The 17,905-nt window shown below is 48.6% G+C and carries 18 protein-coding genes and 1 pseudogene; 10 read left to right on the top strand and 9 right to left on the bottom strand.

Annotation, left to right across the window (positions count from 1 at the left end; genetic code table 11):
* Window positions 1-174, top strand: a pseudogene (locus tag AC52W5_RS07140) (IS481 family transposase); the annotation flags it as partial.
* On the opposite strand, the gene AC52W5_RS07135 reads toward AC52W5_RS07140, so the two are convergent.
* The 8 genes from AC52W5_RS07135 to AC52W5_RS07100 form a co-directional block, all read right to left on the bottom strand.
* A complete protein-coding gene (locus AC52W5_RS07135) occupies window positions 171-1,091 on the bottom strand; it encodes a glycosyltransferase family 2 protein (RefSeq protein WP_495670503.1) in 921 nt (306 codons plus the stop codon). The pseudogene AC52W5_RS07140 and the gene AC52W5_RS07135 sit on opposite strands and share 4 nt — an antisense overlap.
* A gap of 78 nt (window positions 1,092-1,169) precedes the next feature.
* Window positions 1,170-1,901, bottom strand: coding sequence for an FkbM family methyltransferase (locus AC52W5_RS07130; RefSeq protein WP_495670502.1), 732 nt, complete (start codon window positions 1,899-1,901; stop codon window positions 1,170-1,172).
* A 192-nt stretch (window positions 1,902-2,093) separates the two neighbouring features.
* Window positions 2,094-3,215: a glycosyltransferase family 4 protein gene (locus AC52W5_RS07125; protein WP_495670501.1), complete on the bottom strand. Its 1,122-nt coding sequence runs from the start codon at window positions 3,213-3,215 to the stop codon at window positions 2,094-2,096.
* Window positions 3,216-3,547: 332 nt separating this feature from the next.
* Complete coding sequence (locus AC52W5_RS07120; RefSeq protein ID WP_495670500.1) at window positions 3,548-4,504, bottom strand: glycosyltransferase family 2 protein; 957 nt, start codon at window positions 4,502-4,504, stop codon at window positions 3,548-3,550.
* 239 nt (window positions 4,505-4,743) lie between these two features.
* Window positions 4,744-5,394 (bottom strand): class I SAM-dependent methyltransferase, encoded by a 651-nt coding sequence (locus AC52W5_RS07115; protein ID WP_495670499.1) that lies wholly within the window; start codon window positions 5,392-5,394, stop codon window positions 4,744-4,746.
* Window positions 5,395-5,579: 185 nt separating this feature from the next.
* Window positions 5,580-6,200 (bottom strand): class I SAM-dependent methyltransferase, encoded by a 621-nt coding sequence (locus AC52W5_RS07110; RefSeq protein ID WP_495670498.1) that lies wholly within the window; start codon window positions 6,198-6,200, stop codon window positions 5,580-5,582.
* 161 nt (window positions 6,201-6,361) lie between these two features.
* Window positions 6,362-7,822: an oligosaccharide flippase family protein gene (locus AC52W5_RS07105; RefSeq protein ID WP_495670497.1), complete on the bottom strand. Its 1,461-nt coding sequence runs from the start codon at window positions 7,820-7,822 to the stop codon at window positions 6,362-6,364.
* A gap of 230 nt (window positions 7,823-8,052) precedes the next feature.
* Window positions 8,053-8,736, bottom strand: coding sequence for a glycosyltransferase (locus tag AC52W5_RS07100; protein ID WP_495670496.1), 684 nt, complete (start codon window positions 8,734-8,736; stop codon window positions 8,053-8,055).
* Between the two features lie 539 nt (window positions 8,737-9,275).
* On the opposite strand from AC52W5_RS07100, the gene AC52W5_RS07095 reads away from it, so the two are divergent.
* The 3 genes from AC52W5_RS07095 to AC52W5_RS07085 all read left to right on the top strand — a co-directional run bounded on the left by AC52W5_RS07095 (window position 9,276) and on the right by AC52W5_RS07085 (window position 12,301).
* The gene (locus AC52W5_RS07095; RefSeq protein WP_495670495.1) at window positions 9,276-10,637 is read left to right on the top strand and encodes a putative O-glycosylation ligase, exosortase A system-associated; all 1,362 of its coding nucleotides are present in this window, start codon (window positions 9,276-9,278) and stop codon (window positions 10,635-10,637) included.
* Between the two features lie 39 nt (window positions 10,638-10,676).
* On the top strand, window positions 10,677-11,690 hold the full coding sequence (locus AC52W5_RS07090; protein WP_495670494.1) for a polysaccharide deacetylase family protein: 1,014 nt from the start codon (window positions 10,677-10,679) through the stop codon (window positions 11,688-11,690).
* Between the two features lie 140 nt (window positions 11,691-11,830).
* The gene (locus AC52W5_RS07085) at window positions 11,831-12,301 is read left to right on the top strand and encodes a DUF3565 domain-containing protein (RefSeq protein WP_074973942.1); all 471 of its coding nucleotides are present in this window, start codon (window positions 11,831-11,833) and stop codon (window positions 12,299-12,301) included.
* A gap of 55 nt (window positions 12,302-12,356) precedes the next feature.
* Here AC52W5_RS07085 and AC52W5_RS07080 read toward each other — a convergent pair whose 3' ends face one another.
* Complete coding sequence (locus AC52W5_RS07080; protein WP_495670493.1) at window positions 12,357-13,298, bottom strand: PEP-CTERM sorting domain-containing protein; 942 nt, start codon at window positions 13,296-13,298, stop codon at window positions 12,357-12,359.
* A gap of 454 nt (window positions 13,299-13,752) precedes the next feature.
* Between AC52W5_RS07080 and AC52W5_RS07075 the strand changes: the two genes are divergently transcribed.
* From AC52W5_RS07075 to atpA, 6 genes are read left to right on the top strand one after another with little or no spacing between them, the layout of a single operon-like run.
* Window positions 13,753-14,145, top strand: a complete 393-nt coding sequence (locus tag AC52W5_RS07075; protein WP_074973946.1) for an ATP synthase subunit I — start codon at window positions 13,753-13,755, stop codon at window positions 14,143-14,145.
* A gap of 21 nt (window positions 14,146-14,166) precedes the next feature.
* Window positions 14,167-14,973 (top strand): F0F1 ATP synthase subunit A, encoded by an 807-nt coding sequence (gene atpB / locus AC52W5_RS07070; RefSeq protein ID WP_074973948.1) that lies wholly within the window; start codon window positions 14,167-14,169, stop codon window positions 14,971-14,973.
* A gap of 53 nt (window positions 14,974-15,026) precedes the next feature.
* On the top strand, window positions 15,027-15,299 hold the full coding sequence (atpE, locus tag AC52W5_RS07065; RefSeq protein ID WP_011379667.1) for a F0F1 ATP synthase subunit C: 273 nt from the start codon (window positions 15,027-15,029) through the stop codon (window positions 15,297-15,299).
* Window positions 15,300-15,336: 37 nt separating this feature from the next.
* Window positions 15,337-15,807, top strand: coding sequence for a F0F1 ATP synthase subunit B (locus tag AC52W5_RS07060; RefSeq protein ID WP_074973950.1), 471 nt, complete (start codon window positions 15,337-15,339; stop codon window positions 15,805-15,807).
* Between the two features lie 3 nt (window positions 15,808-15,810).
* Window positions 15,811-16,347 (top strand): F0F1 ATP synthase subunit delta, encoded by a 537-nt coding sequence (locus tag AC52W5_RS07055; RefSeq protein ID WP_495670492.1) that lies wholly within the window; start codon window positions 15,811-15,813, stop codon window positions 16,345-16,347.
* A gap of 14 nt (window positions 16,348-16,361) precedes the next feature.
* Window positions 16,362-17,903, top strand: a complete 1,542-nt coding sequence (atpA, locus tag AC52W5_RS07050) for a F0F1 ATP synthase subunit alpha (protein ID WP_495670491.1) — start codon at window positions 16,362-16,364, stop codon at window positions 17,901-17,903.
* The last annotated feature ends 2 nt before the right edge of the window (window positions 17,904-17,905 follow it).

Raw genomic sequence — 17,905 nt, 5'->3', positions numbered from 1 at the left:
CACATGATGAGCTCAAGGCGCATATGCAAACCTTCCTGATGGCCTATAACTTCGCCAGACGGCTAAAGACCCTCAAGGGTCTGACACCCTATGAACACATTTGCAAAATATGGTCTGAAGATCCAGACAGGTTTATTATTAACCCGCACCACCACACTGGGGCTAAACACCTAGGCAACTCTCTTTGCTATTAAGGCATCACGCGCCTTGACAATAGTACGAACGGCCCATCGATCAAAAATGTAATACTGTAATGATGTCCTTGGAATCAACTCGTCGTTTTTGGCATCGTGGTAAAGGGTTGTAATATCGTCAGGGAGAATTGATAAACCATGTTGTTTTAAACGAGTTCTTATTAACAGATTCTGAAAATACCTCACGCTATAGCGATGTAATCGTCGAACATAAAACATGGGATTAAAAAATGTTGTGCGCACGATAGACTCATAGCGGAAAGTTGCGGTAGGAACTACTCTTATGCGCTCCTGCTTCCAGTCGCTGCTTGGCTCGAGATCCCATAGAGCAAGAGCGCTTACCAAGCTGTCATCACCTATCAATCCGCGAGGGAGCCGCACGCCTTGGGCACGCAGTCGGCTAACAAAATCTCTCGAGAGGACGTATAAATTACCTGCAAACCCCCCGCGCATAATAATCTCATGCCGGAAAATACCGAGCGATATATTGCGACGACTCGGAACGCCAGAGGCAGCGTTGACGTTATCACTCAAAAGTGGCTCCTCAAGACATTGCAGTGCCCCATTCTCGACTTGACAATCTCCGTCGGTGAAGAAATAACTTTGTGCCTGAGGGGCCATCTCGTGGACAAAATAATTCCAAGCGTTAGCTTTATCGCCGATTCTCAACTCGATGACTTTTACCCACGGCGCATGCAATGCATATTCAGTGACGCGAGCGACTGTATCATCGGTGCAACCGTTGGCAATTACATAGCAAGTTGTGTTGGGGAGTATCGGAGAAAGACGCAAAGCTTCGAGGCAAGCAGTTATTCTGCGCGCTTCATTATGCGCGAACACGGCGATAACGCGTTTTCGTGAGGTTGAGGAGGGAGAAAGCTGCTTCGGTTGCGTCAATCCATGAGCCCCATGACATTTAGATACTTCACAAGAGTGCTATAAGTCGTCTGAATATGTCGAATTGTCCAATAATGCTTAACTCATAAATCTTTTTAGACGCGCCATAATGCAATCATATTCCAATATGCTACCGTGCTTACCCCGATTAACGACAAACAGATTCATAAGAGAAAACCCAAGTGATTCCAAATAGGCTAGTGATTTAATATAGGATGGGCTTTCTTCATAAATAGGCGTGACAGACAATTCCGCCTGTAAACCGATTATATCGTCAATAAAATTTTCTACCCCCTGAATCACTTCTAAATCGTAGCCTTGCGTATCCGTTTTTAAAAAAATACGTGGGTTTTCAACATCAGAAACAAGTTCCGGTAGCACTGATTCCAAGCGCTTTATCTCTACTATTTCAACGTTCTTTTTTGCTTGAAACTTTGGCTCAAGGAACGAACTGAAAACAGTACCCGACTGACAGATTACATTAAATGGTTTTTGCGTAGATTCGTTACCGAGGGCAAAGTTAAATGCGCGCCATCGTGGATCAGATTGCGATAGATGAACTAACTGAAGATAATCCTTTCGAATGGGCTCAAAAGAAAATATGTGCCCCTCGTAGCCCATCATTCTGAGATGATGTGCGTATTTTCCGTTGTTTGCGCCTACATCGAAAATGCAATTTATTCGCCATTTCAAGAGAAAATCTCTTAAATACTGTTGTTCGTAAAATCGTCTGATGGCATGAGCTTCAGGTACTCTGATTCCAACTTTTAGTGCAAGGTGCGCTGTGGCCGTAAAGGCATCATTAATCAAATTAACCTCACAAATAGTTAGATAAACTTGAGTTGTTCCGCGCTCATTATTAATCCATCGCGGAAACCATGATCTTATATGTACTTTTCAAGTAAACGAGTTGTGGTCAACGGGCTTAGCTGTAGGACATCCGCGCCTTTAAGTCAAAGGACTTATAGAGGCTACGTGTCTGACCCGACTTAAAGTTTGTACTCAAACATTCATAACATTATTGTAGAAGTCTTCAAGCCGCTCAACCCATTTTTCCTTAGAATAATTCTTCACTACTAATTGCCGCGAATTCTCGATTGAGAATGGTCGAACGCTGGGTGAAGCGATAAAAAAGGAAACTGCCCTCGCTATGGTGTTAATCTCTCCAAAGGGAACCAGACGACCTGCCTCAGTACCTGCCAAGATGTCGCGGCTTCCGGCTACGTTCGTAGCTACCACCGGAACGCCACATGCCATTGCCTCAATCGTTGATATCCCAAACCCCTCCTGTTTGCTCAGCAGTAAGTGCACATCGAGGGCAGGAAAAATCTTTTCCGTATCACTTCGGAAACCGAGAAAGCGGACATGATCCGCCCATGGTTTTCGAGCGGCTTCTGCCTTAACCCTCTCCATAAGCGGACCTTGTCCACAAAACACCAAGTATATATCCTGACGAACTGCCCACAATTGATCGAAGGTGGCAAGAACATGCAAAGGTTGCTTTTGAACATCCACTCTACCAACCGATCCTATGACCTTGGCATTCTCCGGAATATCGAGCTCCAGTCTCGTTTCACGCCGAATAACCGATGAAGGTACGAAGCGTGTTACATCGACAAAGTTAGGCACAGTCATAACGACTGTGTTGTCCCGGATATACTTTCCATAAGTTGCCATAAAGTGTTCTAGCGCGCTTTGCGAGACTCCATAAAGACCGCGAACTGATGCAAAAGACTCGCTGGTCAGGCGAGCATGCCAAGGTAACAGTGGGGCAGTGGGAAAGGCATTATGGATACTTAAAACGCATGGGATACCGGCCTTATGGCAAAGCCAGAGACGCGATCCCCCTTCAAAAGTCCATGCGTAAAAAATGTGCGCGAGATCCACTTTCGCTCGCTTGAGTTGACTTGGCCATAAAGCTCTGGCTAAGACTAGATTTCGACGGTGCCACGCCCATTCCTCAAAGAAAGGAGGTGGATCGAACTCAAAGTGGGAGAAGGTGGCGTTATCTGATAGCAGTTTTTCCAGCCAGGCATTTCTGTCTGGAAAGGGGCTTAATGCTAGCAGCGGTGTATGTCCTCTACTGCTCAAGAACCAAGCTTCATCGGCAAGACGCAATTCCATGCCGCCCAATTGTCCAGAGCGGCTGGTGAGCAGAATTCTATATCTATTAGTCTGGCCAGATAAAGAGAAAATATCCCTCGGACGTTTCACACCCTTTCTAGAGAAAAGATTCCTCATACATTGAGATTTTTTTGGTGCTACTGAACGAATTGCACAACAAATGGATAGTTAAACGGAAGTTAACTGCTAACTCAACAGTTTCTAGGTAAGGATTTTGACTAATGCATTTCAATTTTTTAGGACCCCCACAGATCTAAAAAATTAGATGCTTGTCCAGAGTTTTTTGAAAAGCCCTGTTATAGCCAAGGATTACTACAACGTATAGAGGCCCCTTAATAAAAGCGACTCCTAATGAGTTGCAAGGAGGCAGCACCGAAATTTTTCCATGGGTCCGAAGACAATGGAGCATATCTCAGCGCGTGGAACGAGCAGGTTAGAGCTTTTTGTAGATCAGAGTTCAGTCGAAAAGAATATGAATTGCTAAGATACAGATCAGCTATTTTTTTTCTCAAAGTGCGTCGATAAGGAGAAAACTCGGAGAAATGAAGGAGTTTCTGGAAGGCTTTAATGCGCCAAAAATATGTTTCAGTGGTGCTGCTTGTTGTGCTGCGGACATGTTGTCTATTTGCTAAAAGGGGTACTGCTACGAACCCATAGTCATGTTTTAACGCGAGCCTAAGAAAAAGATGTATATCCTGCTGCATTTTCAGACTCTCATCGAATCCACCACTTTCCAGCAAAGCTGAACGTTTGACCATAATTACCCCGGTCGTGGCAGGCGCCATCGCCAGAAAACAGAGTAGGGAATTTCTTAAAACAGCGTATTGCTGGAAAGAATTAAATGCCGCCGATAAAAACGGGTAAGATGAGATGCGAGACTTAAAATATGGGTCGGTGTAGGTATGGTCATTTCCGCTGAACTGAACGAAATCCCCCCCGCACCACACTACATCCGGATTGTTGAAAAGTAACGCAGCTCTGTTGTCAATGCTATTGGGTAGCAGAATATCGTCTGCATCTAGGAATAATATCCATGTGCTTACTGCCAGTTTTATTCCCGTATTTCGTGCCGCGGCGGATCCTCTTGCCCCTGTATTCTTAACTATTTTTACAAGTGGTTGTTTAGAAAGAATTTTATATACATTGAGAGTCGCGTCGTCCTTGCTGCCGTCATCGACAACCAGGACTTCTGATACAGTGAAATTTCCCTTCTGTTGGAGAACGGATTGAATAGCTTCAAGGAGATATCCTCCTGGTTGAAAGCTGGGAATAACAACAGATATATCCATTTGTAGGAACCTGAGTAATTTTCTTGAATGCTTTTTATCTCTGTCTTGATCAGGGAAAATGTTTGATTTTCTTCTAACACAGAAAAACTATCCCCGGAAGCAACTCGTCCTTTGAGGATGAAGAAGCAAGTATGCGTAATAAATACGTAATTTTTCCATTCGAATTAAAAGTTGTTTAAGTCCACATACAACTATCCCGACTGCAAGTTTCACCGCTCAAGCTTTCATGTGAAGCTGTATTAGAGGACAAAGATCGAACCTACTACTTTACTGGGTCCATCCAACTCTCTTACTGCACGGACTACTTCTGGAAATTCCTTAGGATCATAGTCATGCCCACATATTATTCTTGCGCCGACTGCACGTGCCCATGTCAAATCTTCGAGCGTTTCCCTATAGCCGTGATTCGCATCGCAAAAGAAAAGGCCGGGCCTTTGGTTCTGGTAGTTTTTGTAGAAAACGTCTTTGTCTTGCCTGATGATCTCCACGTTATGGTGAGTGCAAGCATCCCGAAGTACTGCTCGAGTGGCTAATTCGTGCGCCTGAGAGGAGATGCCAAGTGGATTCCAAATATATTTGTCCACCGTTAGTAGTCGCTGGGACTTAGCTTTTGCCATGGCAAGAACTATCGTGGAGAAACCGAAGAGAGTGCCAATCTCAATAATGGGCTCCGAAGGATCGGTCTGGTTTACGAGACTTGCAAGGAACCGCGCTTCATCCAGTGATATGTGACCGCCGGCAGCAATCGCTCTGGCTGCCTGAAAATCTTTATAATTCAGGGATTCAAGTGACCATCCCAAGCGTGCGGCATCGTCCTTTTCTGGCCCACTATAGGTACATAATTCGCGTCCACTCCGACGTAACGCTCGCTGGACGATTGACTTAAGCATTGAAATCTCCTTAGACCGGGTAAAAGATGGAAGGTGGATAAGTTTTCTCTCACTGATTCCATCAGATCGAAAGCCTATCGAAAAATAGAAAACAGCCTAGGTAGTGATAGTTATCGATTCAATTGTTCGATATCCGGGGAGTATTTGAAGTTTCTGCTACTGTTGTATCAAAAAAGCTTTTTGGATTACGGATTATTGTATTCAAGCAACGCGCAGCCCTTTTCGCAACCCCCATCAGTATAAATGAGCTTTGGAAACATCTGGAGCCAACGTTTTACTATCTCGGTTTCATCATCACGATTCGCATCGTCCACGATAATGAGGCTTCTCTTCGACAAGCGGCTCAACAATCGTGGAAGTGCGGGGAAGCGGGCAAACGGCGCCTCAGATGCTGGGGGACCGTCTACGATCAGCATGTCGACCGGCTCAAGATCTTTCGGCAGCGATTCCTCCTGATACCAAGGAGTCTCTGTATGCTTCGTTTCCAACGGCGCATCAAGAACGGTGCCCCAGTCGCTTAGGTGGTGCTTACGAAGTAATGTTCTTGTAGTGGTTGCGTATGTAGGGTTATGTTCAAGGCTGAAAACATGTCCCCTGCCATTCATCTGTAGACACCGTGCTACAACCACTGTAGATACGCCCGAACTGCACTCCAGCACTATTCGCGGCTTTCTTTCTTCCACTTCGCTGGCAATCCTCAGAAGGAAATCGGGAGAACCTGCCCAACCTCGCAAAGGGGGCAAAGCCTCGGGTAATGCAAGTTTCCGCTCAAGTGCGAGCAGCGCCTCTATCTGAGAAAAGAGCACTCCGATTTCTTTGCTTGCTCGATCGGTGTCTGTTATCAGCTTATAGGTGGCAAGATGAATCTTGCGGGTTTTGCGATACACGAGCGCAACCAGGGCAAGAATGACTATCAGCAGCGTGAGTTGAAGGATATCGATAATAATGACAGTGACGGCTATCGCTCCTAGGTAAAACGTGGCAATTTACTTGTAAGGCGCACAAAGAGCGGATCACCTGAAATTGGGTGCTTGAAGACAATAAGTGAAAAAAGCCATCCAGTCAAACCTATAGCTATGGCTGCACCGAATACTGTCAAAGAGATTGGTTCTTTCCGATCTATGCCCGCATAAACAGCTATAACTGCAGGACCTATGATAGTCCCTAGTGTAACTTTTGCACTCATCAAGAGATGCTGAAATAAGGTTTCGTAATTATTGGGAATGCATCGCTCCTTAAAAGCATAGAGAAATGGGACGTGAATGATAAAAGCTACCAGAAAAGCGGCCGCACAAGCTGTGAGGGTGTTAAATAAAACTGCAGCGCCGGCGATCAATATCGCTCGCACAGGTTGGAAAATTAATTCTGATTTTGTTACAAGATCGATACGTCCTACTGCCATCATCGCAGGGATGATAAGGTTGGAAGTGGCGGCAAAAGCGCCGGCAATGCAAAAAAATGGTACAAGTGTCGCAGCCTGATCCCACTGTGGTCCGAAGAGTAGTCGAAGAAGCTCTAGGGCATATAAAGACGAAAAGCAATAAAAGGGCCAGGCGATCGCCGTAATGGATGACACACTTGCAACGTAACGTGATTCGAGTAATTCACCTTCACGATATGCTTTCGAAAAAGTAGGATAGGCAACGCTGCGGAGGGCGGCCATGATGTCACGATGAAACAGATTCATTACCCCCTGTGCCCGGCTGAGCATCGCTACTGGCGCAAACCCCATCAGTTTTCCAATAACAAGATCATTGATATCCATCGCGATTGCCGTTATCACACTTGTAATGGAGCTCTGTCCACCAAAACTTACAATCGCGCGCCATTCGGAAAAACCCGGTAATAAAAATTTTTTGTCAGTTCTTGCTATCCATGCACAAATTCCGGTAAGACTATTCACTACCACTGATCCGATAGCCATGCTGTCCGGTCCAAACCCTGCATAAGCGAGGCTGAGAGTAGTTGAAAGTCCGCCTATGGCGGCAATAAGGTTAACCGCCACAATTCGATTAAAGAGCATGTGTCGACGCAATAGTGACAACGAAATGCTGCAGAATGGCAGTACTAAAAAATTCAGTGAACTCAACTGCATAGTTCGTACGAGCCTTTCGTTACTATAAAAACCCCCGACAGCCGGAGCAGCAAGAATGACTAATACGAAGAGTGAAATACCGACCAAAAGGCCTAACCCAAAGGCAGCCCTGATATGTTCCTCGGTCAGATTTTTCTCCTGGATTAAATAATTACCGATGCCAAAGTCTCGCAAAACTTGTGCAATCCCGATTACAGCCAGGCTGACCGAGTATATTCCGATCTCCTCGGGTGTGAGCAGGCGTGCAATCAGCATGCTGCTGAAGAGGCCCATTGCTATCATGATGTATCTCTCAACGAGAGATAGGGCAAGAGCTTGTCGAACACTTGTCATTGCGAATGATCCCCTACAAGAGTTCTCATATACATAGGCTCTTAGCTTGCACAAATAGGCCCTTCACCGAAGCTTGTCCTTAGCCCCGACTCCTGCTTTCAGGTAGCCGATTAAAACGATCAACATTTATGCGGGATGATTTATTTGTTAGGGGGATTCTTATTTTTGCGTACTAGACAGATGAAACGCGCGACCTTTAATAAGTGGTTTGGGGGGAATCATGAGAGCAATTAATTTCTGACCCTCGCGGCTTGCTCATAAGTTTCCAGTAACATTTTTGCCACGTGCTCCCAACTGTAATCCTTCACTACATTCATACAGAGAGAAGCGGGAGGAGGCGTTTTAAGAAAGCTTGTTACGAAATCTCTAATATTCTTGATGTCCTTCGGATCGACCTCTCGCAATACTCCTGTCGAGTTCTCGATTCGCATTGAATGGCGATTTGTCATCACAACCGGCGTACCTGCTGCGAGTGCTTCCATTACGGATAAAGGCATGACTTCGTCGTGACTGGGGAGAACAAAAACTCCTGCTGCCGCGTAGGCGGAGCTAAGGATGGGATCATCATGACGAAGGGAGTCCAAATACCTAACATGGGCATGGCTTTTCAAATGTGCGAGATAGTCGAGGTCTTCCTTCAAGCACTCTCCTATGAGAACAATGGGGCAGTTATAGTCTCCCAAGGCTTGAAGGATTGCGGCTTGATTTTTATGAGAGTTAATGGCGGCCACGTTAAGAACAAAACCTTCCTTGATCCCGTACTGCTCGACAAATTTTTGGGGTGTAGCCTCAAAAAAGTGCTTACTGATCCCATTTGGAATTACAACAATTTTTTCTTCGTTGACATGAAACGCAGTTCTGAGTGAACTTTTTTCGGTTTCCCCAAGTGCCACAATTCTGTGGGAATTTGTCAAGGCATAGGAGATCTGATGATAAGAGGACTGGATCTGCCACCTCGAAAGTCTCCCCTGGATGCGTTCCAGCAGTTCCGCCCTTCGCCCAGTCCATCTGGTCCAGGAAGGTCTGATGAGGGGTGACAAAACTACGGCTCGCCCCACACTTCTGGCGGTCTCAATAATGCGATGGTTTCCATTAATGGCTGAAAAGACATGGATCACGTCGAAGTCCGCAAGGGACTCTGCAATGGGATTCACAAGCTTCGCTTCCACTCCAAGTAACCTTAGAGCATTGATAGTTTCAAGAATCTGAACTTGCAGCCCCCCCTTGCGCTGGAACAGCATAGGATATGACAAAATACCTACTCGCATCTGAATTCTCTTTTCGGGTTGAGTCCTTTTTCGCTTCTTAAGCGATCCGATTATACGCGCCTACAAGTATCAATTAATTTGGAACTTGATATGATAATCTTGCCTTTTCCAAGGATTGCTACTGTACTTGGAATGTATATTAGCAGCTACGGGTAAACGATTATTCAGCCGGCTTAAGCTTAATAATGAGAGACATTCTTGTCACACTTGTCGTTTTCGGCTCACTGCCATTCATTTTTAAAAGGCCGTATATTGGAGCATTGATGTGGGTATGGGTCAGCGTTATGAATCCTCATACACAGGGCTGGGGGTTTGCCACCACATTTCCATTTGCCGCGATTGTTGCAGGGACTACTTTAGCTAGCCTCATATTTACCAAAGACTCCAAAAATCTCCCGCTTAGCCCGGTCACTTGGGCCCTGATTGCATTCGTGTTATGGATGAATGTGACAACAGTCTTTGCACTCTACCCTGAAGATTCGCTTGTGCAGTGGAACAGGGTAATGAAAATCATGCTGATGACTTTGGTTACCCTCATGCTCATAAAGACAAGATCGCATATACAATTTCTCATCTACGTAATTGTTATTTCTCTTGGTTATTACGGGGTGAAAGGCGGAATTTTCACAATAAGAAGTGGTGGAGAGAATATGGTCTGGGGACCTCAGAGCACGTTTATCGAAGGAAACAATGAACTCGCTCTCGCGCTAATCATGACTATTCCCCTGATGCACTATCTGCAAATGAGTTCGTCCAAAAGATGGTTGCGCCACAGCCTGACGTTTGCGATGTTGCTTTGCGCAACCGCCGCGCTCGGCACATATTCACGAGGCGCCCTGCTGGCGATCGCTGCCATGAGCATTTTTTTGTGGCTTAAGAGCGGACAGAAGGTACGGATCGGATTCCTCATGCTTCTCGCTGCCCCGTTGCTGCTTGCATTCATGCCGGACAAATGGGGAGAGAGAATGGATACGATAAATACGTATGAGGAGGATCAGTCGGTGCAAGGGCGTTTCAATGCATGGTGGATGGCATATAACCTCGCGAAAGACCATCCATTAGGAGGTGGTTTCTCGGTGATTGCGCCGGAACTTTTTTCCCGCTACGCTCCCAACCCCTTTGACATCCACGCAGCACACAGCATCTACTTCCAAGTCCTTGGTGAGCATGGCTTCGTCGGTTTAGGTTTGTATCTTCTCCTTGGCCTTCTCACTTGGAGGACGGGCTCATGGATCATCCGCAACACTGCAAAGCTGGAAGAATTCCAGTGGGCTCGCAATCTGGCTACCATGATACAGGTAAGCCTGATTGGTTTCTCTACAGGTGGAGCATTCTTAAGTTTGCTCTATTTTGATGTTCCTTACTATCTAATGACTGCGATGGTTGCCACGCGCGTTCTGGTCGAAAAGGAATTGAAAGAAAAAGGCGGACCGGTTGCCGAAAAAGGCAGAGGTCTATTCGGTCAGACTGGTCAGTTGATGCCGGCGCAGCCGCAACCCGTTGTTCAGAACCTCGGTTCCAATAGCATGGGTGTCAGGGAGAGCTGATTTAATAACGGCCTTTCAGATATTATCCAAGTCTTATAAATGCAATTATCCCAACAAGACAATCCAATTGATGCCAGTTCCGTAAACATGCGTTCCTCGGCGGATGGTCAAATATTACGTTTGCTTTCCGCAGGGGGTTTACGGAGCCTTTCCATACTGATCTATCACCGGGTTTTGGTACAGCAGGACCCGTTGTTTCCGGATGAGAGCCACGCCGAAATCTTCGATCAGCAGATGAAACTGCTTTCGAAGTACTTCCGGGTACTGCCGCTCGGTGATGCGATCGAGAGCCTGCATCGTGGAAAACTGCCTGCTCGTGCCGCCTGTGTCACTTTTGATGATGGGTATGCCGATAACGCGGAAATCGCTTTGCCTATTCTGAAAAAACGTGGCGTTCCTGCCACTTTTTTCGTGGCAACCAGTTTTCTTGACGGGGGCAGGATGTTTAACGATACCGTGATAGAACTAATCCGTCGTGCACCGGGAAGTACCGTTGATCTTGGGAGCCTGGGCTTGGGAAGGTTTTCTATCGGAACTGTTCCCGAGCGTCGCCAAGCTATTCACCAGCTATTGGGTAAGCTCAAGTATCTACCCTCCGCATCACGGCAATCAACCGTGGAGGCGATGTCGACGCTCATTCCCGTCGATCTGCCTCGCAACCTGATGATGACTTCAAGCCAGGTCAGAGAGTTGCATAATGCAGGAATGGAAATTGGCGGACATACCGCCAGTCATCCCATCCTGACACAAATGGAAGATAGCGCAGCCTGCGCTGACATCGCCAATGGGAAGGAAGCGTTGGAGAATATGATCAGTGCTCCTGTACGGTTTTTCGCCTACCCTAACGGAAAGCCGGGAAAAGATTATCTACCCGATCACGTGAGAATGGTAAAGAAGCTGGGTTTTGACGCAGCAGTCTCGACTGCCCATGGGGCAGCGCGAAAAGGCAGCGACCTCTATCAGCTACCTCGTTTTACTCCCTGGGATCAACGCCCAGTGCGGTTTGCCCTTCTGATGGCGCGAAATATGCTGAAAACTGGAGAAACAGTTTAACGCCTGATCATATAGGGACTCCTGGTTTTTTCTTTACCCTCGAAGTTAATGTTGGCTTCTCCGTAACAGAAGGAAAGCCTGGAAATTTGCTCTTCTTTGTGAAGTTCGTATAAGTCAAGTTCCTCACGATTGCTCAACCTATGGAAAGACCTATTACAGGATTTGATACCGATAGTGAGGGAGATCCGATCGCAATTCTGAGTTGCGGTCATGCTCAGCATGTACGGCATAGTCCGCCGTTTATCAATCGCCCCTGGGTCACCTCCGAGCAGGGCCGCGAAGGCATGATGGGAAAGATGCTTAACTGCGTTCGCTGCGATCAGTTCGAGTTGCCCGATTACTTTGTTCCATACAAGCGCACGTCCGTTTTCACTGAGGAAACGGTGCCGGCGGCGTTGAGAAAAGACCACTCGACCAAAACCGGGGTATGGGGGAAGATCATTGTGGAAGCTGGAAAGCTCCGTTATCGCGTCGATATGTTGAACGTAGATACGGAGTTATCCCTAGAAACGGTTGGAGTGGTTGTGCCTGAAGTTCTTCACAATGTAGAACCTCAGGGTCCTGTCCGCTTTTTCGTCGAATTTTACCGGGCTCCGGATAAAGAAACCTAAAGAACCAGTGAACAAATCCTCCGTCGCGCCTGGTTAAGATTTGATCAGGCCTTCCCTAAGGAGCGCCTCTGATACCTTCGTTGCATTCTTTGCTCAGGTATTCAGGGTAGAGCATCAGATATGACTCGGCTTCAGGGGCTAGCGGCAAAAAGATGGCGGCAATCGCAACGGCAGACCCCGGCCTCAAACTCGAATCAATAATAGGAGTGTAGCCGTCGATAGGATGAAAAGTTGCATGAAACGAATTCTTCCAGTTCGAGAGACCCTTGGAAGTGAGCCCCCAGTTCAGAGGATAGTTCGACTGTTCAGAGTTGATGATGGGGGTTTGATCGGAACCGGAATAGTCGATACTTCCGTAGAGCTCGTCTCGCAGGAACGAATTTTCATGCGCCCACCAGAATGATTCCGGGTGCTCTCCATCCAGAAATGAGACAATCCCAAGTCCGTTGCCGCTTCCTGCCCAGTTGACGGCATTGACCAAGTGACCCAAAGCGCCGTCCCAGCAGGCAGGCGAGGTTAATGCCGGGACGCACCTGCCACCGTGGTCCTGGTCTTCTGCGGTGTTCAATATGTTTCCCGTATCCCCGCGAATCGCGTGAAAATCGGCATCCGAAGCAGTAATGAAGGTTCGATCTCCGCGCGCAGCTTCTATAGCAGCCCGGTTATCCAGAATGCCTGTGTAATCAGGAACTGCCGCCTCCCCCATTGGAGGCCCAGTGAGAAAAGCCTCGCCACTTTCAATCACAAGGACATCAAAGCTGGCTAAATCCGGTGCAGGATCAGAGGATCCCCAGTAGCGCAGGTTCCACTCGATACTATCAGCCTGTGGGAGCGTGTGAACGATTTCTGCCAGTTGCGAAATTTTCTGCCGGTATTCCGAGCGCTGATCGGCATACGTGTACCACAACACATTGATGGATCTCCCATATGAGGGGGAAGTGAAAGCAAATCCGGCAGCAAGCGCAAGCGTGAGAATCCGGAAATAAATACCTCTCATCCTGCCTCCTTGTCTGACAAATCTATAGGTAAAACCACTACAACACCCTTACCTTCATTTCTCATCATTGAGACTCCTGTTTCACGCATTTCGCCTGGTAATGAGTGAGAGGAAGTGTAAATACTGTTCGATGGTTCACGCCGATGTTTCTGCCTTTACCCGCATTCCACCTCCCCGATGGCGGCGTATTCTTCACTATATTAAGTTTTTTGCAGAGTTTCTGTGAACGAAAAGAGGTCTTTCCATTGACTGTTGTGCGCAAGCAGATTAGAATCCGCGTGTTTTAAATAGGTCAGCCGGATTTAATTATTCAGGAGACCTGGAAGAAGGAAACAAGCCGCGCTGGCCAAGAAATTGAATTAAAATCAGGTCTTCCACGAACACACGTTCAACGAGCTAAAGTCACTCTCAACATCTGTTTTTGTGACTGGCGCTTTCCGACGAAGCTCAGCAAATGCCCTGGATACGAAACAAGCCGGTACGCGTTGTCATGCGTTGGCAACTGATTGTCACACTGGCGATGGTGCTAACGTTGGGGTTGTTGTGGGGATTTCACGGCGCAGCCTCGGCTTTTCTGGGCGGTGTGGTCAGCATTGTTTCTGCGGCGGCGTTTTCTGCAATTGTCTCCAGGTATCGCGGCTCTACCGCGGGCGGCATACTGGTCACGGCCCTGAAAGCAGAAGCGGTAAAAATAGTTATCACAGTTGCATTGCTCTGGCTGGTGATGACGCTCTACGAGGATGTCGTGGCGGTCGGCTTTATCGGGACCTTCATACTTACGGTTCTGATCTTCGGGCTGGCATTGTTCGTAACGGACGATGCAAAGGTTGCGCAAATAAAGCAGTAAACAGTTGAGATAGGCAAATAAATGGCATCAGGCACAGAACTTACCCCAACTTCCTATATGTCGCATCACCTGACCAATCTGACCAGTTCGATCGGTGAAGGTGAATTCTGGACGCTGCATGTGGATACGCTCGTCATGGCGGCGCTGACCGGTATCGTCAGCCTCGGTTTTCTGTGGTGGGTGGTGCGCGGCGCGACTTCGGGCGTTCCCAGTAAACGGCAGGCATTCGTGGAGCTTGCCATCGAATTCATCGATAATCAGGTCAAAAGCACTTTTCATGGAGATCGGCATGCATTTGTGGCGCCTGCTGCGCTCACCGTGTTTGTGTGGGTGTTCATGATGAGCGCCATGGATTTTCTGCCGATCGATATCATGGCGAAAGTATACGAACTGGCGGGGCTGCATAACTGGCGCAGCGTGCCGACTGCCGATGTGAATACGACGTTCGCGCTGGCGCTCTCCGTGTGGTTCCTGATGATCTTCTTCAACATGAAAGTCAAGGGCGTGGGCGGCTGGATACATGAACTGGTCTGCAGCCCCTTCGGCAAGAACCCTTTATTGTGGCCGGTCAATATTCTGTTCAATCTGGTTGAATACATCTCCAAGCCGCTTTCGCATTCATTGCGGCTGTACGGGAATATTTATGCCGGAGAAATCATTTTTCTGCTGCTCGGCATGTGGGCGGCAACCGGCCTTGCCGGGACATTTTTCGGCACACTGCTGAATGCAGGGTGGGCCATCTTCCATATCCTGATCGTCACATTGCAGGCATTTATCTTCATGATGCTGACGGTGGTTTATCTTTCGATGGCGCACGAGTCACACTGATTCTGCGTTGCTGTTCTTAATCAATTTCAATTACTACTAGAGAGGAAAACCAGATGGAGAATTTGCAATTCCTGGCCATGATTCAGGCATACACGGGCATTGGCATCGGCCTGATGATCGGTCTCGGCGCAGCCGGCGCCTGTATCGGTATCGGCATTATGTGCAGCAGCTTCCTGGAAGGCGCCGCACGCCAGCCGGAAATGATCCCGACGCTGCAAGGAAAAGTGTTCCTGCTGCTCGGTCTGATCGACGCGTCGTTCATTATCGGTGTGGGTCTCGCGATGCTTTTCGCGTTCGGCAACCCGTTGCTGGCCGTGATCAAGTAATAGTGATTGCTCCCGGTATCATTCCCAGAGGCTAGCCATGAACATAAACTTCACGCTTATTTCCCAGGCAATGGCGTTTGCCATCTTCATCTGGTTCACGGTCAGGTTTGTGTGGCCTCCGTTGATGCGCGCAATCGAGAATCGCCAGAAAACGATCGCCGACGGCTTGGCCGCGGGCGAACGTGGCAAGCGCGAACTCGAACTGGCAAGTCAGCGCTCAGGCGACGTCGTCCGGGAGGCCAAGCAGCGAGCGTCCGATATCATCACGCAGGCTGAAAAGCGTGCCGCGGAGATCGTGGATGAAGCCAAGGTAGCCGCAAGAGAAGAGGGCGGCCGCATTCTTGTGGGCGCCAAGGCAGAGGTGGAGCAGGAAGTGTTTCGCGCAAAGGAAGTTTTGCGCCAACAGGTGGCGGACTTGGCGCTGGCGGGCGCCGCCAAGATTCTCCGGCGCGAGGTGGATGAAAAAGCGCACGCCGAACTGCTTGCATCCCTCAAGGCGGAGCTCTAGCCAATGGCCGAAACTCGCACGATTGCCCGGCCTTATGCGGAGGCTGTCTTCAAACTTGCAAAGAACCAGAACGATCTAGCCCGTTGGGCGGACACACTACAGTTGGCGGCCACTGTCGCAGCCGACGAAAATATCCGTTCATTGATCGGCAACCCCAAGGTATCCTCCAGAAAACTGGGCGAGCTTTTCTTGGGCATTTGCGGCGACAGGCTCAATGAAGAAGGCCGCAATTTCATCTTGCTGCTGGCGGAAAACGGCAGGCTTGAAATTTTGCCGGAGGTGAACGAGTTGTATGAGCAACTCAAGACCCGTTATGAAGGCGTGCTGGATGCCAAGGTTATTTCTGCTTTTGCCATGAGTGATGCTCAATTGAGGGATCTGGTGGCCGATCTCGAGGCCAAATTCAAGCGCAAGATAGAGGCAAAAGTGAGTGTCGACGCGGATTTGATAGGCGGCGTGATAGTCGAAATAGGCGATGAGGTGCTTGATGCCTCCGTGCGGGGAAAACTGGAAGCCATGGCTGTTGCACTTAAAAGCTAGGAGTTAACTGAAAAATGCATTTAAATCCATCCGAGATCAGTGAACTGATCAAAAGCAGAATTGAAGGGCTTGAAGCAACCGCCGAAGTCCGGACGCAGGGCACGGTAGTTTCCGTGACCGACGGCATCGTGCGCATCCATGGGCTGTCTGATGTGATGCAGGGCGAAATGCTTGAGTTCCCTGGTAATACCTTCGGTCTTGCGCTCAATCTGGAGCGCGACTCAGTGGGTGCGGTTGTTCTGGGTGAGTATGAGCACATTACCGAGGGCCACACCGTCAAGTGTACGGGCCGTATTCTTGAAGTTCCAGTAGGAGAGGAACTGATCGGCCGTGTAGTCAATGCGCTGGGTCAGCCGATCGATGGCAAGGGACCGATAATCACCAAGCGCTCCGAGCCGATAGAAAAGATTGCGCCGGGTGTCGTGTGGCGTCACTCGGTGAATCAGCCGGTGCAGACCGGACTGAAAGCAATCGATGCGATGGTTCCCATCGGGCGCGGGCAGCGTGAACTGATCATTGGAGATCGTCAAACGGGAAAAACGGCAGTGGCTGTGGATGCAATCATCAATCAGAAGGGTGAGAACATGATTTGCATCTACGTTGCGATTGGTCAGAAAGCGTCATCGATCAGTAACGTGGTACGGAAGCTGGAAGAGCATGGGGCGATGGAATATACCATCGTCGTGGCCGCCACCGCTTCGGAGTCTGCCGCGATGCAGTTTATCGCCCCTTATTCCGGTTGTACGATGGGCGAGTATTTTCGCGATACCGGCAGGGATGCGCTGATTGTTTATGACGATTTGACCAAGCAGGCATGGGCTTATCGCCAGATTTCCCTGTTATTGCGACGCCCTCCTGGTCGGGAAGCCTATCCTGGAGATGTGTTTTATTTGCACTCGCGGCTGCTGGAACGCGCCGCCCGCGTCAGCACGGCCTATGTGGAAAAAGAGACGAATGGTGCAGTCAAAGGCAAGACGGGTTCACTGACAGCATTACCTGTGATCGAAACCCAGGCAGGTGACGTGACTGCATTTGTTCCCACCAACGTTATCTCCATTACTGACGGCCAGATTTTTCTGGAGTCCGACCTGTTCAATGCAGGTATCCGGCCAGCTATCAACGCCGGTATTTCAGTCTCTCGCGTAGGGGGCGCTGCGCAGACCAAAGTCATCAAGAAACTGGGTGGCGGCGTGCGTCTCGCATTGGCGCAATACCGGGAGCTCGCTGCATTTGCCCAATTCGCTTCCGATCTGGATGAAGCGACGCGTAAGCAGTTGGAGCGCGGCAAGATGGTGACGGAACTGATGAAGCAGCCTCAGTACTCCACGCTGAGCGTGTCTGAAATGGCGCTTACCCTGTTTGCCGTCAACAAAGGGTACCTGGATGATGTGGAAGTGAGCCGGGCATTGGCCTTTGAGTCTGCGCTCAGAGGCTTCATGGGTAGCAAGTATGGGGCGATTCTGGACAAGATAGAAACCACCAAGGATCTGGATGCGGAAACCGAGAAGGAACTCGATGCGGCAATCCAGGATTTCAAGAAGAACGGAACATACTGACC

This window comes from Nitrosospira sp. CT, from assembly GCF_059489795.1.
Note: the sequence above shows the minus strand (reverse complement) of the source record. Positions and strands in the feature narration are given on the sequence as shown.

Coding starts and splice junctions, on each gene's coding strand:
- AC52W5_RS07085 (WP_074973942.1), top strand. CDS start 11,831: ATGGAAAGACCTATTACAGGATTTGATACCGATAGTGAGGGAGATCCG.
- AC52W5_RS07120 (WP_495670500.1), bottom strand. CDS start 4,504: ATGGATATATCTGTTGTTATTCCCAGCTTTCAACCAGGAGGATATCTC.
- atpB (WP_074973948.1), top strand. CDS start 14,167: ATGGCATCAGGCACAGAACTTACCCCAACTTCCTATATGTCGCATCAC.
- AC52W5_RS07090 (WP_495670494.1), top strand. CDS start 10,677: ATGCAATTATCCCAACAAGACAATCCAATTGATGCCAGTTCCGTAAAC.
- AC52W5_RS07115 (WP_495670499.1), bottom strand. CDS start 5,394: ATGCTTAAGTCAATCGTCCAGCGAGCGTTACGTCGGAGTGGACGCGAA.
- AC52W5_RS07075 (WP_074973946.1), top strand. CDS start 13,753: ATGCCCTGGATACGAAACAAGCCGGTACGCGTTGTCATGCGTTGGCAA.
- atpE (WP_011379667.1), top strand. CDS start 15,027: ATGGAGAATTTGCAATTCCTGGCCATGATTCAGGCATACACGGGCATT.
- AC52W5_RS07095 (WP_495670495.1), top strand. CDS start 9,276: ATGAGAGACATTCTTGTCACACTTGTCGTTTTCGGCTCACTGCCATTC.
- AC52W5_RS07055 (WP_495670492.1), top strand. CDS start 15,811: ATGGCCGAAACTCGCACGATTGCCCGGCCTTATGCGGAGGCTGTCTTC.
- AC52W5_RS07080 (WP_495670493.1), bottom strand. CDS start 13,298: ATGAGAGGTATTTATTTCCGGATTCTCACGCTTGCGCTTGCTGCCGGA.
- AC52W5_RS07125 (WP_495670501.1), bottom strand. CDS start 3,215: ATGGAATTGCGTCTTGCCGATGAAGCTTGGTTCTTGAGCAGTAGAGGA.
- AC52W5_RS07105 (WP_495670497.1), bottom strand. CDS start 7,822: ATGACAAGTGTTCGACAAGCTCTTGCCCTATCTCTCGTTGAGAGATAC.
- atpA (WP_495670491.1), top strand. CDS start 16,362: ATGCATTTAAATCCATCCGAGATCAGTGAACTGATCAAAAGCAGAATT.
- AC52W5_RS07060 (WP_074973950.1), top strand. CDS start 15,337: ATGAACATAAACTTCACGCTTATTTCCCAGGCAATGGCGTTTGCCATC.